General features: G+C 51.1%; 18 protein-coding genes. 4 read left to right on the forward strand and 14 right to left on the reverse strand.

Going from position 1 to position 14,530, the window contains the following annotated elements; translation table 11 throughout:
* Nucleotides 1-102 precede the first annotated feature (102 nt).
* Genes murB through trmL form a run of 3 tightly spaced genes read right to left on the reverse strand, consistent with a single transcriptional unit; the run spans nucleotide 103 to nucleotide 1,879 of the window.
* On the reverse strand, nucleotides 103-1,029 hold the full coding sequence (gene murB / locus ACFWUB_RS01740; protein ID WP_370856664.1) for a UDP-N-acetylmuramate dehydrogenase: 927 nt from the start codon (nucleotides 1,027-1,029) through the stop codon (nucleotides 103-105).
* Complete coding sequence (locus ACFWUB_RS01745; RefSeq protein WP_370856665.1) at nucleotides 1,019-1,366, reverse strand: YlbF family regulator; 348 nt, start codon at nucleotides 1,364-1,366, stop codon at nucleotides 1,019-1,021. Before ACFWUB_RS01745 ends, murB begins: the two co-directional genes overlap by 11 nt.
* A 27-nt stretch (nucleotides 1,367-1,393) precedes the next feature.
* Nucleotides 1,394-1,879, reverse strand: a complete 486-nt coding sequence (gene trmL, locus ACFWUB_RS01750; RefSeq protein WP_014016444.1) for a tRNA (uridine(34)/cytosine(34)/5-carboxymethylaminomethyluridine(34)-2'-O)-methyltransferase TrmL — start codon at nucleotides 1,877-1,879, stop codon at nucleotides 1,394-1,396.
* A gap of 159 nt (nucleotides 1,880-2,038) precedes the next feature.
* On the opposite strand from trmL, the gene ACFWUB_RS01755 reads away from it, so the two are divergent.
* From ACFWUB_RS01755 to ACFWUB_RS01770, 4 genes are all read left to right on the forward strand, one after another.
* Nucleotides 2,039-2,467, forward strand: a complete 429-nt coding sequence (locus ACFWUB_RS01755; RefSeq protein WP_020311218.1) for a hypothetical protein — start codon at nucleotides 2,039-2,041, stop codon at nucleotides 2,465-2,467.
* 26 nt (nucleotides 2,468-2,493) lie between these two features.
* Entirely contained in the window at nucleotides 2,494-3,159 is a 666-nt protein-coding gene (locus ACFWUB_RS01760; protein ID WP_292108050.1) for a metal-dependent hydrolase, read from the forward strand.
* A gap of 2 nt (nucleotides 3,160-3,161) precedes the next feature.
* A complete protein-coding gene (gene fliB, locus ACFWUB_RS01765) occupies nucleotides 3,162-4,052 on the forward strand; it encodes a flagellin lysine-N-methylase (RefSeq protein ID WP_416184096.1) in 891 nt (296 codons plus the stop codon).
* Between the two features lie 113 nt (nucleotides 4,053-4,165).
* Nucleotides 4,166-4,525 (forward strand): DUF805 domain-containing protein, encoded by a 360-nt coding sequence (locus ACFWUB_RS01770; RefSeq protein ID WP_292299000.1) that lies wholly within the window; start codon nucleotides 4,166-4,168, stop codon nucleotides 4,523-4,525.
* A gap of 723 nt (nucleotides 4,526-5,248) precedes the next feature.
* Here the strand turns inward: ACFWUB_RS01770 and ACFWUB_RS01775 are convergent.
* From ACFWUB_RS01775 to ACFWUB_RS01825, 11 genes are all read right to left on the reverse strand, one after another.
* Complete coding sequence (locus tag ACFWUB_RS01775; protein ID WP_416184097.1) at nucleotides 5,249-6,364, reverse strand: RNA-guided endonuclease TnpB family protein; 1,116 nt, start codon at nucleotides 6,362-6,364, stop codon at nucleotides 5,249-5,251.
* Between the two features lie 160 nt (nucleotides 6,365-6,524).
* Nucleotides 6,525-7,772 (reverse strand): IS256 family transposase, encoded by a 1,248-nt coding sequence (locus tag ACFWUB_RS01780; RefSeq protein ID WP_020311933.1) that lies wholly within the window; start codon nucleotides 7,770-7,772, stop codon nucleotides 6,525-6,527.
* Between the two features lie 80 nt (nucleotides 7,773-7,852).
* The gene (locus tag ACFWUB_RS01785; protein ID WP_416184098.1) at nucleotides 7,853-8,428 is read right to left on the reverse strand and encodes a hypothetical protein; all 576 of its coding nucleotides are present in this window, start codon (nucleotides 8,426-8,428) and stop codon (nucleotides 7,853-7,855) included.
* Nucleotides 8,429-8,579: 151 nt separating this feature from the next.
* The gene (locus tag ACFWUB_RS01790) at nucleotides 8,580-8,909 is read right to left on the reverse strand and encodes a hypothetical protein (protein ID WP_416184099.1); all 330 of its coding nucleotides are present in this window, start codon (nucleotides 8,907-8,909) and stop codon (nucleotides 8,580-8,582) included.
* Nucleotides 8,906-9,358 (reverse strand): ESPR domain-containing protein, encoded by a 453-nt coding sequence (locus tag ACFWUB_RS01795; RefSeq protein ID WP_292299008.1) that lies wholly within the window; start codon nucleotides 9,356-9,358, stop codon nucleotides 8,906-8,908. The genes ACFWUB_RS01790 and ACFWUB_RS01795 overlap by 4 nt, the downstream gene beginning before the upstream one ends.
* A gap of 361 nt (nucleotides 9,359-9,719) precedes the next feature.
* A complete protein-coding gene (locus ACFWUB_RS01800; RefSeq protein ID WP_302755765.1) occupies nucleotides 9,720-10,574 on the reverse strand; it encodes a polysaccharide deacetylase family protein in 855 nt (284 codons plus the stop codon).
* Between the two features lie 10 nt (nucleotides 10,575-10,584).
* Nucleotides 10,585-10,983, reverse strand: a complete 399-nt coding sequence (locus ACFWUB_RS01805) for a hypothetical protein (RefSeq protein ID WP_020311208.1) — start codon at nucleotides 10,981-10,983, stop codon at nucleotides 10,585-10,587.
* A 224-nt stretch (nucleotides 10,984-11,207) separates the two neighbouring features.
* The gene (gene rpmA, locus ACFWUB_RS01810; RefSeq protein WP_020311207.1) at nucleotides 11,208-11,492 is read right to left on the reverse strand and encodes a 50S ribosomal protein L27; all 285 of its coding nucleotides are present in this window, start codon (nucleotides 11,490-11,492) and stop codon (nucleotides 11,208-11,210) included.
* Nucleotides 11,493-11,511: 19 nt separating this feature from the next.
* Nucleotides 11,512-11,820, reverse strand: a complete 309-nt coding sequence (locus tag ACFWUB_RS01815) for a ribosomal-processing cysteine protease Prp (RefSeq protein ID WP_020311206.1) — start codon at nucleotides 11,818-11,820, stop codon at nucleotides 11,512-11,514.
* Complete coding sequence (rplU, locus tag ACFWUB_RS01820; protein ID WP_020311205.1) at nucleotides 11,820-12,131, reverse strand: 50S ribosomal protein L21; 312 nt, start codon at nucleotides 12,129-12,131, stop codon at nucleotides 11,820-11,822. The genes ACFWUB_RS01815 and rplU overlap by 1 nt, the downstream gene beginning before the upstream one ends.
* Before the next feature lie 1,032 nt (nucleotides 12,132-13,163).
* The gene (locus ACFWUB_RS01825) at nucleotides 13,164-14,330 is read right to left on the reverse strand and encodes an N-acetylmuramoyl-L-alanine amidase family protein (RefSeq protein WP_239639679.1); all 1,167 of its coding nucleotides are present in this window, start codon (nucleotides 14,328-14,330) and stop codon (nucleotides 13,164-13,166) included.
* Between the last annotated feature and the right edge of the window lie 200 nt (nucleotides 14,331-14,530).

Genomic DNA, 14,530 nt, shown 5'->3' on the forward strand with positions numbered 1-14,530 from the left:
TACGATTTCCCAGCCAGTTTGCTAGAAAAATCACCCAAATCCCTAACGGGCCGCCCACGGGCGGCCCCTACAAACTCCATACTAGTGGATGGAGTTAAATTTTTAGTCTTCGCCGATGATGCGGACTTCCGGTTCCAGGTGGACACCGTGAGCCTTTTCGACGCGTTTCTGGACTTCGTGGATGACGTTGAGGACATCCCGGGCCGATGCGTGCCCCGTGTTGACGACGAAGCCGGCGTGTTTCATCGAGACCTGGGCATCGCCGCAGGAGAGGCCTTTGAGGCCCGTCTGGTCGATGAGGGTCCCGGCATAGTATCCCGGCGGCCGCTTGAAGGTACTGCCGGCGCTGTGCATTTCCAAAGGCTGCTTGCTGCGGCGGCGGTTCATGAGGTCATCCATGCGGGCCTGGATTTCCTTGGGGTCGCCGCTGCGCAGGGTCAATTCGACTTCGACGACGAATTCCTTGGATTTCTGGAAACGGCTCTGGCGATAAGAAAAGCCCAGGTTCGGTGCATCATACGTATGGACGCCGCCCGTACTGTTGACCGTGCGGACCCGCGATACGACGTGGCTCATTTCCCCGTCGTAGGCCCCGGCGTTCATGAAGACGGCACCGCCCAAGGTCCCAGGGATACCGCAGGCGAATTCGATGCCTGTCAGGCTGTTTTCCTGGGCGAACTGACAGACGTCCTTCAGCATGAAACCGGCACTGGCCATGATCTTCCGGTCGTGGCAAGCCAATACTTTCTTCATCGTGTTCAGCTGGATGACGACGCCGCGGATACCCCCGTCGCGGACGAGGACGTTCGAGCCGCCGCCGAGGACGGTGACCGGCAGGTCCAGCCGCCGGGCTGCCCGGATGGCCAGGGACATTTCCTTGACCGATTCCGGCAAGATCAGGACGTCAGCCGGACCGCCGACGGCAAAGGTCGTGTGTTCGCTCATCGGTTCGTCGAGCAGGATCCGTTCCATGGGAACGGAGATACTTAATTCGGAGACGAAAGTCGTCAGTGCATATTTATTGATCAAGGATGCTCATTCCTTCTGCCATTGCATTTTGAATAATCTGGAACACTTCGCCAGCCATGGACTGCCATTTATTATAATGGTTCAAATATTCCACAGCGGTCTGATTGTTTTTAATGAACTCTGCCATCTGGTTGAGATGGTCGATCTTCTTGCGGATCGGTTTGTCCCCCATAGACTGGGCATAGGCCAGCTGGGCCTGGAGCATGAGGAAATCGCGGACCAGATGCTTGGTCTTTTCGTCTTTGGCCAGTTTCTGACCGGCAGCGACGAGATCCTTATATTCCTGACATTCCTTGATAGCTGCCTCTAACTCATGGGCTTTATCATAAATTTCCACGTTCTACACCTCATCATTTCTGTAATGCTAAAGATTCTTGATACCGATGCCGCTCTTGGCCATGCCCGGGAAACCGAGCTGGCGCATCGCTTCATACGATACGATAGCGACGGTATTCGACAAATTCAGGCTGCGCGCCTGTTCGACCATCGGTACGCGGAAGCAGCGTTCCGGATTGGCTTTCAGGAGGTCTTCCGGAAGGCCTTTCGTTTCCTTGCCGAATACGAGCATATCATCGTATTGGAATTGGATATCGGCATAACACTGTTCCGATTTCGTCGTCAAATAAAAAAAGCGATGATCCTTGTATTTGTCCAGGACTTCCTGAAAATTCTCATGGATCTGGACATCGACGAGCGACCAGTAATCGAGACCGGCCCGTTTTAAATGCTTGTCATCAATGGAAAAGCCCAGGGGCTTGACCAAATGCAGCGTAATATGATTGGCTGCGCATAAACGGGCGACATTGCCCGTATTGCCGGGGATTTCCGGCTCTACCATTACGATATGCATACTTATATCACTCTCCAAGGGATATTGTACAGGATTTATGCAGGAAGTACAAGAGGAACATTGCGTTTCCGACCTTTTTATGATATACTTATAAATAATAGTTATTATTTAATAGAAATGTAAAGTTTCTGTTTATTTTAGAAAGAGGTGTCAATTATTATGGATAACTTTGACAACATTGCCCAGTACCCCATGTATTTCGCTCCCGGCTGTAAGCTGCTGCAGCTGCAGCCCCAGATGGTTTCCGACGTCTACGACTACCTGCGTCAGCTCTTCGGCAGCAAAATCAAACTGTATACACGCTGCTGCGGCCTCGACGATGCCAACCAGCACAACGACGAAGCCGTCTTCATCACGCTCTGCGACACGTGCTACAAGATTTACGGCGAAACCTACGCCAACCTGCACATGCGCGACTTCTGGAACGTCTATGACGAATACAAGGACGTCTATCCCCTGGGCGAAAAAGAAGGTGAACTCCGCAAGACCTTGAAGAACACCTTCTGTGGCTCCCTCCCGCAGGAACACGTCAAGAGCTGGTTCGAAGAATGGAAGAAATGGAGTTTGAACAGTACAGAAAAAGACTAATTCGTCTTTAAGGAGCAGAGGCTATCATGAAATTCACTTACTACGGTCATTCCGCATTCACACTTTCCGATGACGTGACGACGATTCTTTTTGACCCGTTCATTACGGACAATCCCTGGACCCAGGTCTGTCCGACAGACATTGCCTGCCAGTATATTATCGTCACCCACTGCCACGGCGACCACTACGGCGACACCGAAGCCATTGCCAAAGCCAATGACGCGACGGTCATCAGCACCGCCGAAGTAGCCGGCAAAGCGGGCGAAGCAGGCTGTAAAGCCCATGCCATGCATGTCGGCGGCAGTGCGGATTTTCCCTTTGGCAAAGTACGGCTGACCCCGGCCTTCCACGGGTCTGGCATTGCCGGAGGGCTGGCCTGCGGTGTTATCGTCGAATTCGGCGGCAAACGCATCTACTATGCCGGCGATACGGGCCTCTTCTCAGACATGAAAATCCTCGACCGTTTCGGACAAATCGACTGCGCTATCCTGCCTATCGGCGACAACTTCACTATGGGCATGGATGACGCCGCCCTGGCCGCCCTCTGGGTCCAGCCGCGCTTCGTCATCCCCGTCCACTACAAGACCTGGCCGATCATCGAAGCAGACCCTCAGGAATACAAGAAGCTCACGGAAACGAAATACAACATCCCCGTCCAGGTCGTCGACCCGGGGACGACGTATGAATTCTAATCATGATCCTTCCTGATTTCTACGGACGTTTCCGCTGCAAAGCCAGCGCCTGCCAACACACGTGCTGCCGGGGCTGGGACATCGACATCGACGACGTGACGGCCGATTACTACCAGCAGCTCGAAGGCCCCTTAGGCGGGGCCATCCGCCAACATATCGCCGAAGGACCGGACGGCTGGCATTTCTGCCTCACGGCGGAAGGGAACTGTCCCTTTCTCCGCCCAGATGGCCTGTGCCAGCTCATCCGCCAGGCCGGGGACGATATCCTCTGCGATATCTGCGCTCTCCATCCGCGTTTTTTCCAGGTCGTCGAAAACGGCAGCAGCCAGGCCATCGAGCTCGGTGGCGTCGGCCTCTGCTGTGAGGCGGCGTGTGAATTACTTCTCAGCGAAACGGGGCCGCTTACCTTCTGCGACAGTGAAACAGGCCGCTCCATCGGCAGCCTGGCTCAGCTGCTGAAATGGCTGGACTATCCCCTTCCCCGCAAAGGGCTTACGTATGAACCGGCCACAGCTGAAAAGGACCATGAACGGCTCCTGGCCGTCTTAGGCCGTACCGAACCGATTGATGATGCCTGGACGTCCCAGCTGAAAGCCTTACAGGCGCAGACAGCGAATTCAGCTGGTTCTACAGCCCTTACCGGGGACACGGGGACGGCCGGACGCTATCAGCGCATATACGATTACATCTTCTACCGCCAGCTGGAAACCTTTGCCGACGTCCCGTCAGACTTCCTGGCCACCTATGCCGGACGCAGCACGGACTTCATCGCCCTCACAGCCGCCGCCACGGGCGATCTGCCCGAAGCGGTACGCCGCTGGTCGGAACAAATCGAATATGATACGGACAACGTGGCGCTCCTCAAGAAAGCGGCAGCGGCCGGAGAATTTTGACTTTTCCGGCATTTCGTGACAGCCATGGCCACTTTACCCGTCCCTATCGAAATAGGCGCGTCTTTCGTGCTATAGTAGAGAAAAATCCCTTATCCCTAAAGGAGGTCCTTCTCTTGATCATAGCCGAAGACGCGCCTATTCGCGTACTCATCCGCAACCATTTAGACTTCAAAGGCAAAGTCAGCCGCAAACGCTACCTGCACTTCCGCCTGCTCAGCATCCTGCCCATCTGCCTCATCATCTGGCTCCAGCACCTGGCCTCGCAAGGCGGACCGCAGGCCCTGGAATACACCATCGCCTCGTGCCTCATCGCCCTGCTCCTCATCCCCGTCGACTTCTCCTACATGATACGGCGCTACCACGACCTGGGAAAATCCGGCTGGTACTGCATCATCAATGTCCTGGCCCGCAACATCTGGTTCGCCGCCCTGGCCGTCGAAATCTTCCTCTGTTGGAAAGAGAAAATAGAATAGGGGGCCTGACGACCCCGCCGGTCGCATTTGTAGGGGACGCCCAAAGGGCGTCCCGCGTGAATCCTATGTACATCCCCAATGCGCGGCAACAGATTCAAATTGACAACATCGCCTCGAGTGACCCTCGGCTCGTGAAAAAAATCGTGGCTCGTGGCTCGTGGTTCGTGGCTCGTAAAAGCCTGCCATTATACTCGAATAGGATGTGATGAAATCTCGCAACGGACCGCACAAGGCTCCCTTTATAGGGGAGCTGGCCGCCAAAGGCGGTCTGAGAGGTTAAAAGTCGGCCCCTACGAATGCCCCGATTGGGGTTATTTTTGCGGTCTGCGACCAGCAAACTGCGTTTATTTCATGAGTCTGTCGCGGCGAAGCCGCATCTGAATCCGAGGAAAAGCGGACAAAAAAGGGGACCACGCACGAAGTTTTCTACCATCGTGCGTGGTCCCTTTCTTTATAGTATAGTTTTAACAAATCTGTGACTTTATTATAGCATATAAAACGACAAAATAAAGCGTTATAAAGCCATTCTCAAGCCATCAATCGATTACTTATCCCTCTTATTTATTTACAATATTAATACATTGTGAACGTACTCCCGCCTATAGAGGCGGGAGCTTCCTGCTTCAACGAGAACAGCGCTACTGACTCCAAAGAGTTGCGGCGGCTTACACTCTCTCCACAGGCGTAGATTCCCGTGCGACCCACGGTATTTTATGGATTACGTCAGGCAGCTATTCGCCTGGCTTCTTCCCGAATATTTATGGCCGCGTTCTTATCGCGGTTATGGTGACTGCCACATTTAGGGCAATTCCATTCCCTTATAGATAAATCCTTGGTTTCGTGGTTCTGATATCCGCAAACATGGCACAGCTGGCTGCTTGGATACCACTTGTCTATCTTGATAAGCTGTTTGCCTTGCCAAGCCAGCTTATATTCCAGCATGTTCGTGAACATATTCCAGCCATTGTCGGCTACGGATTTGCCAAAGCTGAACTTGCCACCCTTTTTCCGCTTTGCCATCGCTTTGACACTAATATCCTCAATGCCAATGACATCATAGCGGTCTGTGAGATAGCGAGCCTTCTTATGCAGGAAATCCCGCCGTTGATTAGCCACTTTCTCATGGAGAATAGCTACGCGCAGCCTTTGTTTTTCTCTGTTGTGACTTCCTTTTTGCTTGTTGGATAGCTTTCGCTGTGCCTTAGCCAATCTTTTCTCTGCCGTTCGCAGGAAACTGGGATACTTAGCATCCGCCTCATCGGAAGCCACATACAAACCGTGCATCGCAAAATCCAGGCCCAGGAAGGTCTTCGGTATGACAGGGAGTATTTGGTTTTCATACTCCACTAGCATACTGATATAGTACTTTCCTGATGGCGTCTTGCTGATGGTCACGGTCTTTATGATACTGTTCTCCGGCAAGGGACGATGCTGGCATAGTTTCACCCAGCCGACTTTCGGCAGTTTCACCTTATGGCCCTCGATTCGGACAGAGCCTTTCTGGTTGTTCGTAGAATACGAAGCACGACAATTTTTCTTTGACTTGAAGCGCGGCTTGCCGAAATGCTTGCTGTCATTCCAAAAGTGGCTGTAGGCCTTATTCAGGTTCATTTGGGCATTGGCAAGGGCTAAACTATCTACTTCCTTTAACCAAGGGAATTCTTCCTTGTACTGCGCAGGCGTGTTATTCAGCTTTTGGCCGGTTTCCTTATAATAGTCAAGGCGGTCACTCAGCATCTTGTTGTAGATGAATCGGACACACCCAAAGGTCTTGGCAAACGTAATTTTCTGTTCCGTTGTCGGATAGATTCTGTATCGGTATGCCTTATTCACTATCATCACCTGCCTTGACTTTCCAAATCCTTTCACTCTTACTACTGATTATACTGCAAATCAACTTGTGAAGCCATTGTTTTTCTGATGGCATCGAGCCCTCAGAAAAACCTGCAATTCATCTCACCGCCAAAGAGGGTGTGTCAAGAGTTTTGTGTAAATCGATTCAATAAGCAACATCGTATTGCTGCATAAGCTGAGACATCCTGTCGTCCATGAGCAGCTGGTTCCGGACCATCGCCCAGTTTGCGACGTGACGACCCTTCCATTTTTTATAGAGCTCTTGGATGCGTAGGTAGAAAATCTTGAAGACTGCATCCTCGTTGGGGAAAGCGCCTTTCTTGGTCACCTTGCGGAAGCTAGAGTTGACGCTCTCGATGGCATTGGTCGTGTACATGATCTTGCGCACGGCACTGCCATAGTTATAGAGCTGCTCGACGTGTGAGAAATTGTTTTCCCATACGCTGACCGCGCCTGGATAAGCCTGCCAGTCGGTCTTGAACTTCTCGAATTCCTGACGGGCCTGCTTGACGTTGATGGCACCATAGATGAGCTTCAGCTGCTTCGTGAATGCACTCCACTGCTTGCGTGGGATGTAGCGGATGGAATTGCGGATGAGGTGTACGATGCAGCGCTGAACCGTGGCATGCGGGAATACAGCCTTGGCGCCTTCCTCCAATCCGCTCACGCCATCCATGGACAGGATGCCAAGATCCTTAACGCCGCGAGCCCGCAGCTCGTCGAAGATCTGCATCCAGGCATGCTTGCTCTCCGTCTCGTTGATCCAGAGGCCAAGGACATCCTTGCAGCCGTTGACGTCATAGGCAAGCATGACATAGACGGCCACCTGCTGGACGCCATACTCCGTGCGCAGCGATACGTAGATGCAGTCGACGAAAGCAAATGGATAGAACGACTGGAGCGGACGATTCCGCCATGCCTCGACCTCTTCCATGACGCAGCCTGTGATGGTGGAGATCTGTTCATGTGACATCTGGAAGCCGTAGATGTCTTCGATGGTTGCAGCGATGTCGCGTTGGCTCATGCCACGGGCATACATCGCCAGTACCTTGCCCTCGATGGACGAAACGTCGCGCTGGTGCTTCTTGATGATCTGCGGTTCAAACGTACTCTGGCGATCCCTAGGGACGCGGATAGGAACCTCGCCCAGAGAGGTCTTGAGCGTCTTGGATGAATAGCCGTTCCGGACATTGTCACCGTCTTCGGAGCGCTCATGCTTCTTATGGCCGAGATGATTTTCCATCTCACCTTTGAGCATGGACTCAAAAATGGGGCCAAAAATCTGCTTCAGGACGTCCTGTACGTCTTCCGCGCTCTTGATGTCGTAGTTGTTGAGGATTTGCTGAGCAATCTGCTCGCCTGGGGTAGTTGGTGGAGTTTTACACTTTGCCATTCTGTTACCGTCCTTATCTTTGTTTACCCCAGTATGGGGCATAAAGTAGATTCATGCAATACCGATTTACACAAACTATTTTACACTCCCTTGCCTTTGTTCTGATCTGTAACGGTATATTTACCATTTGCATCATTTTCAATGCCACTGCCAACATTAGTGATGACTTTGTTGCCACCATCAACACCTTTGTTGGTGATACTTGGGCCGTTCGTAATTGTCAGGCCATTCCCATTCACTACTGTCGTAGAAGTCGTTGCCGATTCTCCTTCGCCAGTTGTGGTTGTATAGGTAGTGCTGTTCATGCCTGTCAAATCCTTAGACAACTGGACTTTCAGCTTGCCACCGTCGTTATTGACACCAATGTTCTTATCCGTCAGGTTCTTGCTGTCTGCACCACCGATGATATCGAGGGTGTTGTTGAGCTTCTTGGAAATAACGGTCGTATTATCACCCTTGAATTTCAGGCCATCTTCCAGAGTAGCAACCTGGTGTTCACCAGTCTTGTCGGTGTAGACAATACGGGTCAAGCTCGTTCCATCCACACCTTTTTCACCTTTAACACCATCCTTGCCATCCGTTCCAGTTTTTCCATCATAGCCATTCTTGACCGTGATATCGATGGAAGTTCCCGGCTTGCCATCTGCACCATTCATGCCATTGGTGCCAGCAGGGCCTGTCAGGCCGATAAGGCCGACGCCGTCTTTACCGGAAATGGAGACCGCATCTTTGCCGTCCTTGCCGGAGATGCCGACTTTACCGTCCTTGCCCGGCTCGCCGATTGTGATGTCCTTGGCCAGCTTCAGATCATACGTGACCTTGCCAGATGACGTTGTTATTCTGACCCGTCAGCTTATGGTTATCACCGAAGATGATGTTAGACTGATTCTTATCTACGCTTTCGCCGCTGACCTTGTTGTTCGAACCGATGATATAGTCGTGTTTACCGTTGGACAGTTCATTCTGGAAGCCGTTGACGAAGTTGTACTGCGTCGATGTTCCTTCTGCGTAGGTGCTATCTTTACCGCTTACCGTGTTGCCGACACCGGTGACCTGGGTCATGTAGGCTTTGTCAACGGTGTTGCCGCCGCCCATGACCATGACCTGACCGCCACTTTCCTTGACAGCATCTTTCATGGTTTCGCCAAGTTTAACGGGGTCATTAACACTACCCAAAATGGCTGCAGCCTTCGCATCATCAATGGGACGATAGGAATTTGGTCGCCGATTGTGATTGTTCCGGCTCCAGCTTGTGCATTCAAGCCCAAAGTAATGGAATCAGCCCCACCTGCTCCTTTGCCACCATAGTTAGCATATTTGCTATCGTCCAACAGTCCATCCGTGCGTTCTACACCAACAAAGTTAGAACCATCAGTCTTGGTTTTATCGGCCGCTTCTGCGGTCATCGGCATAAATACCGATGCAACTGAGAACGTCCCCAGTGCCAGCAGCACAGCTGCCGTCAATGCTGTTTTATTTCTTGCCGTATGACTACCTGCCGTTTTGCAGTGACTTTTAGCCAGTTCTGAAACGACGACGTAGCAGTGTCTGGTTTTGCTATAAATAACTTTAAATATCTTATTCATGTGTTCGCACATCCTTTGCTGATAATGATTTCACCGTATATATCATGTAAGATTTTTTCGATGCACCTTCTTTCATTATTTTGCATTTTTATGTAAATAATATGTGTATTTTGTGACATCATTATAGCATTTATTTTTCTTTTTAAAAGGCTTTATTACGCGATTTATCTGCTATTTGCAGTAGTCATTGCTCTTGTTTGTAATTATATTTTTATTCTTTATTTTGTAATTAGTTAATATATAGTATTAACATTGTAGAAACAAAATATGACACAAAAATTTTTGTAAAAAAAGAGCATTCCATGAAATCCCTTATCAAGGGTTTCATAAAATGCTCTTTTTTTGAATAACTGCGACTTTTTTACGGCTGCGGGATATGTTGGGCCAAATCTTCGGTCATCTCTATGTGTTCAAAGTATTTATGGGTCTTCCACAGGAGCGCGCTGAAGGCGCTGAAGGTCAGACGGAACCGGAAGTGTTTGAAGCTGATAGGGCCTTCAAACATGGGGACGCGGTCCAGGTCATACGGGTCGTCCCAGGGGAAGTCGCGGCCTGTTTCTACGGTGAAAGCGTAGCGGTAGCCGGCTCCCCGCGTTTCTTCCATGACCATATCGTTATATTTGCCTTCCGGGAAGGCGATGAAGTGGCACGGTTTCCCTGTCATCTTTTCGATGATGTCTTTGGAATCCTGCAGTTCGTGACGCACGCCAGCCCGGTCAAAGCTGGTCAGGGGCTTATGGCTGATGGTGTGGGACCCGAATTCCATGCCGTCGGCGGACATTTCCTTGACCTGGTCCCAGGTCAGGTAGCCCGGCGTATTCATGAGGTTGATGATCAGGAATATGGTGCCGCGCATGTGGTATTTCTTCAGGATGGGATAGGCGTTTTCATAGTTGTCGACGTAGCCGTCATCAAAGGTGATGAGGACTGGCCGGTCGGGCAGGTCGCCTTCGCCGCGCATGTAGGCATCGAACTGTTCCAGCGTAATGGAATGGTAATCGTTGTCGTGCAGATATTTCATCTGTTCGTCAAAGTTAGCCGGCTTCATGGTCAGCACGGTGTTGAATTTATTATTGACCTGATGGTAGTTCAGGACCGGGACGCCTGTCAGGTGATAGTTCGTCGACCCGAAATACCAAAAAGCAAAGATACCGATAAGGAGGACCAGGACGGTGAGAATGACGCCGATGATCCACGAGCATATTTTCTTCAACATAAGACTTCCTTTATTTTGTTACGTTTTTCAGGGTCTTGATGAAATGGTTCTCAGTCAGCCATTTTTCATCGCCTTTTTCCAGGGCTTCTTTCAGCTCTTTGATACAGATATTTTCCATATGGATCGTTTCGATGGTCGTCGTCATGTATTTCGTTTCTTCATACATGTAATCATCCAGTTCCTGCTTGACCAGGACGTCTTTCAGTTCAAAGAGCAGGTCTTCCGATTCCTGCTGGATGGCCAGCAGTTCGGTCCAGTGGTTGTATTCTTCTTCGGTCAGGACGAACTCGCCGTACATGTCCGTGACCAGCTGTTCCTGGGAACAGAGGATCTGTTTGGCATAATCGACGCCCGTAGACCGGTCATAGACATGGAGCTCACGGTTTTCTCCATTGACACTAACGCGCATGGCGTAACACCTCCGCTTAAGTTTAATCAAAGTACATACATCCTCTATTATACAGGATTTTGAGAAGACGACAAGTGTTTTTTGGCATAAAAAAAGGCTGTCTCATCAAGACAGCCTTTTTTCTGTAGGGGCGCCACGTGGGCGCCCGCTCCGGGAAAAGAGTCATCCAAATCCCTAACGGGTCGCCCACGAGCGAGCCCTACAAGTTTTGTACTATAAGCTAATTATGCTTCTACAGGGTATACGCTAACTTTGCGGTTGTATTTACCAGCGCGTTCGAAAGCAACTTTACCTGCAGCCGTTGCGAACAAGGTATCATCTTTGCCGATGCCTACGTTCGTGCCCGGATGGAAGTGCGTACCACGCTGGCGAACGATGATGTTGCCGGCTTTAACGATGACGCCGTCATGGCATTTTACACCAAGGCGTTTCGATTCGCTATCACGGCCGTTACGCGTGGAGCCTGTCCCTTTTTTATGAGCGAAAAGCTGTAAGTTGAAATTGAACATTCCGTCCACCTCCTGACGTCTATGAGTCGAGTACGACGTATTCTCCATACTGCCGTACAATTTGTTCCAAACCTGCTACCATAGTCCCTAAGATGATCTGTGAGGCTTCACAGGGCTTGGGGACCTGGACGGATAAGAAGCCATCGTTTACTTCATACGGTACGTCTTGCGAAGCATACTGTATGAGACCCAACAAGGCTGTCTGCGACAATGCCGATACGGCGGCACAGACAATATCGCTGCCGGCTTCGTCATAATCGGCATGGCCTTTTATGGTAAAACCCGTGTAGCGGTCTCTCTTATCGCGATGCATCGTAATGGTAATCATTAGCCTTCAATCTTTTCGATTGTAACTTTCGTGAACGGCTGACGATGGCCCTGACGACGACGGTAGTTGGATTTTGCTTTGTATTTGAAAACGAGGACTTTCTTTTCTTTGCCCTGAGCCAATACTTTTGCAGTTACTTTAGCGCCTTCAACAACGGGAGTACCTACTTTAACATCACCGTCGTTAACGACTGCCAATACCTGGTCGAATACTACGTTGGAATCAACATCGGCATTCAGTTTTTCGACGAAAATGTTGTCGCCTTCCTGGACACGATACTGTTTTCCACCTGTTTTGATAATAGCGTACATGAGTGACACCTCCTCATCAATATACTCGCTGAATACGGCGTCCCTTGCGGGAACTTGTGAGCCTCTCCACGCGGCTTATCCATAGCCACTTATGCTACGACTTCTCTAATATACCATAAACAAGGAGTGATGTCAAGTTTTTAGTGGCTAGTGGCTAGTGGCTAGTGGTTCGTGGGGCCTGGCGGCCCCGCAGGTCGCAGTTCGCAGGTCGCAGGCCGCCTCGGATTCAAATGCCGCTACGCGGCAACAGATTCAGAAGAACGACATCGCCTCGAGTAACCCTCGGCTCGTAGTCCGTAAACCCTCACCATTATACCAGCATGGGCTGTGATGAAATCTCCCTAGCGGGCTCGCCACATGCGAGCCCCTACGCACAAGGCCATGGGCCGTGTATTTTTTTGTCAGTAACCAGAGTTCTCATTCATCGCCTGTATGCGATATCGTAGGGGGACGCCCTGAAAGGCGTCCAGCCACGGCTGTCCGTTTTGGCAACCGTCCTGCGCCTTCCGTTGGTCGGCACCTGACGGGCCAAAAAGGCCGCCGTGAATCCTGCGCATAGCCGGAATTTATGACAGATGACACCCGGTCGTAATACAATCCTGAGTCTGTCGCGGCATAGCCGCATCTGAGTCCGTGAAAAAGCCGTGACCCGTGATTCGTAGCTCGTAAAATCCGCCATTATACCCGAATGGGTTGTGGTTAAATCTCACGGCGGGCCGCCTTACCCAGGCGGCCCCTACGCACACGGCCAATAGTCGTGTGTTTTTTGCGGTACGCAGGATTGCGGCGACCTGCCACCTGCGGCCGGCGAACTGCGTTCATTCCATGATTCAAAAAAAAGGGCTTGTCGCACGACGACAAGCCCTTTAAAGTTGTTAGTTGTTAGCGGATGTGTTTAAATTTAAAGGTTTTCTCTGCAAACTACAAACTCTGTGCTACAAACTATAAAGTAAACGGGGCCGCGCATGATGGTAGAAGCCTTCGTGCGACAGCCCCGTTTTTACTACAAACTCTGAACTACAAACTTTTCTCTTAATTCCCGTTATGGTTGAAGTAGTCGGCCAGGCCTTTGACGATGCTTTCGGCAAAGTTCTGCTGCTGGGCATCGGAGTTGAGGGCTTTTTCTTCGTTCGGGTTGGAGATGAAGCCCAATTCCAGCAAGGTTGCCGGCATGTTGGTGTGCAAGAGGACGTAGAAGTTGGCCGTCTTGACGCCGCGGTCGGCAAAGTTCGTCGCCTTCATGTTCTGAAGGTGGATGTAGTTGGCCAGACCGTAGTCATACGGGGTCTTACTGTTGTAATAGGCTGTGACGCCGCCTGCTGACGGGGAATCGAAGGAATCGATGTGGATGCAGACGAAGACGTCGGCTTTGGCTGCATTGGCGATGTTGCAGCGGGCCTGCAGTTCTTCGACAGCGCCATCATACGGTGCGTAGACATCGACGTCAGTCGTGCGGGTCATGATGACATTGGCACCAGCTGCACTGAGCAGGGATGCGACTTTCTTGGAAATGGCCAGGGTAATGTCCTTTTCCTTGGAATACGTTCCGACAGCGCCGGAGTCCGAACCGCCATGGCCGGGGTCGATGGCAATGGTCTTGCCCTGGAGGCCCTTGGTCAGGCTGTAGGTCTTGCTGCTGCTATAGGCCGGGACATTGGTTGCCGGCTGCTTGGTAGACGACGGTTTCCAGCTCTGAGATGGCTTGGTCGCCCCTTTGATACCGATATTGGTATCACCCCAATGGCTCCACTGCTTGAGCTTGCCCGATTTATCGTTGATGTCGATGACGACACGGCTCGATACTTTACTGCCTGTTGCCCCGGGAAGGGTAAAGACTTTGACGTCATTCTTGGTGACGGCCCGCGGGACCTTGATGGTCACGTCCGTACTCGACGAGCGAGACGATAAGGTGACACGGGAAATGACGTTGCTGTTGGGCTTATAGCTCTTAGCCACATTCTTGCCAATCCCTGTGTTAGGCAAAGTGACGAAAACATACTCGCCGGAGTTATCGATGTATAGCTTGGGATTGGCCTTACCGCTGACATCGAGGACGGTCCGAACAAAAGGCGTGTTGGCATCTGTTCGCGTTGCCGTCCGCACATTGGTAATTTCCGGCTTAGCCGCTGCCTGGGCCGATACCATCGGTATCAGGAAGACGAGCAGCATAAGCGGAAGGATCCACAATTTTTTCAACACAGTATCTTCTCCTTTACGATCCTAAACTGTTTCAACTTATTCATTATACAACGATTCGGGCGGAATTGGCAATTATTTTCTGTAGGGGCGACCACGTGGGGCGCCCGTTCACGCAAATCCGGTTCACAAGTATTTCACATGTACCCGGCGGGCTCGCCACGCGCGAGCCCCTACAAAACATAATATAAAAAATTAGCAAT

This window comes from Megasphaera sp., from assembly GCF_047831605.1.
Classification (GTDB): domain Bacteria; phylum Bacillota; class Negativicutes; order Veillonellales; family Megasphaeraceae; genus Megasphaera; species Megasphaera intestinihominis.

Excerpts from the sequence above, each read along its gene's own strand:
- trmL (WP_014016444.1), bottom strand. The coding sequence starts at position 1,879 with ATGCATATCGTAATGGTAGAGCCGGAAATCCCCGGCAATACGGGCAAT.
- ACFWUB_RS01755 (WP_020311218.1), top strand. The coding sequence starts at position 2,039 with ATGGATAACTTTGACAACATTGCCCAGTACCCCATGTATTTCGCTCCC.
- ACFWUB_RS01760 (WP_292108050.1), top strand. The coding sequence starts at position 2,494 with ATGAAATTCACTTACTACGGTCATTCCGCATTCACACTTTCCGATGAC.
- fliB (WP_416184096.1), top strand. The coding sequence starts at position 3,162 with ATGATCCTTCCTGATTTCTACGGACGTTTCCGCTGCAAAGCCAGCGCC.
- ACFWUB_RS01775 (WP_416184097.1), bottom strand. The coding sequence starts at position 6,364 with ATGATAGTGAATAAGGCATACCGATACAGAATCTATCCGACAACGGAA.
- ACFWUB_RS01780 (WP_020311933.1), bottom strand. The coding sequence starts at position 7,772 with ATGGCAAAGTGTAAAACTCCACCAACTACCCCAGGCGAGCAGATTGCT.
- ACFWUB_RS01785 (WP_416184098.1), bottom strand. The coding sequence starts at position 8,428 with ATGAATGGTGCAGATGGCAAGCCGGGAACTTCCATCGATATCACGGTC.
- ACFWUB_RS01790 (WP_416184099.1), bottom strand. The coding sequence starts at position 8,909 with ATGAAAGATGCTGTCAAGGAAAGTGGCGGTCAGGTCATGGTCATGGGC.
- ACFWUB_RS01795 (WP_292299008.1), bottom strand. The coding sequence starts at position 9,358 with ATGAATAAGATATTTAAAGTTATTTATAGCAAAACCAGACACTGCTAC.
- ACFWUB_RS01800 (WP_302755765.1), bottom strand. The coding sequence starts at position 10,574 with ATGTTGAAGAAAATATGCTCGTGGATCATCGGCGTCATTCTCACCGTC.
- ACFWUB_RS01805 (WP_020311208.1), bottom strand. The coding sequence starts at position 10,983 with ATGCGCGTTAGTGTCAATGGAGAAAACCGTGAGCTCCATGTCTATGAC.
- rpmA (WP_020311207.1), bottom strand. The coding sequence starts at position 11,492 with ATGTTCAATTTCAACTTACAGCTTTTCGCTCATAAAAAAGGGACAGGC.
- ACFWUB_RS01815 (WP_020311206.1), bottom strand. The coding sequence starts at position 11,820 with ATGATTACCATTACGATGCATCGCGATAAGAGAGACCGCTACACGGGT.
- rplU (WP_020311205.1), bottom strand. The coding sequence starts at position 12,131 with ATGTACGCTATTATCAAAACAGGTGGAAAACAGTATCGTGTCCAGGAA.